The sequence below is a fragment of the Variovorax sp. Soil_C_17 genome (genome assembly GCF_057657265.1).
In genome coordinates, this window is sequence record NZ_JBDGIT010000081.1 from 1 (window position 1) to 214 (window position 214).

The following is a 214-nucleotide window of genomic DNA, read 5'->3' on the forward strand; positions in this document are numbered from 1 at the left end:
CAGTGGCTGTCGCGCTCCTGGCGCACGCGTGCGCCGGCGATGTCCACGTCGTCGAGGTCCAGGCGCTGATGCACCAGCTGCGCCTGGGGCTCGATCTGCCAGCCTTCGCCGAGCGCGAAGGACTGGCCGATCTCCAGGGAGGCGCTCAGGCTGCTGCCCTTGCCCTTGGTGCGCAGGGTGGTCTGCGGCTTGACCTCGTAGCGGTGGCGCCCGG

Annotated in this window: 1 protein-coding gene; it reads right to left on the reverse strand. The window is 71.5% G+C overall.

Going from position 1 to position 214, the window contains the following annotated elements; genetic code table 11:
• Positions 1–214 (reverse strand): autotransporter domain-containing protein (locus AC3A6Y_RS35130; RefSeq protein ID WP_487872809.1); only part of this gene is annotated, 214 nt, incomplete at both ends.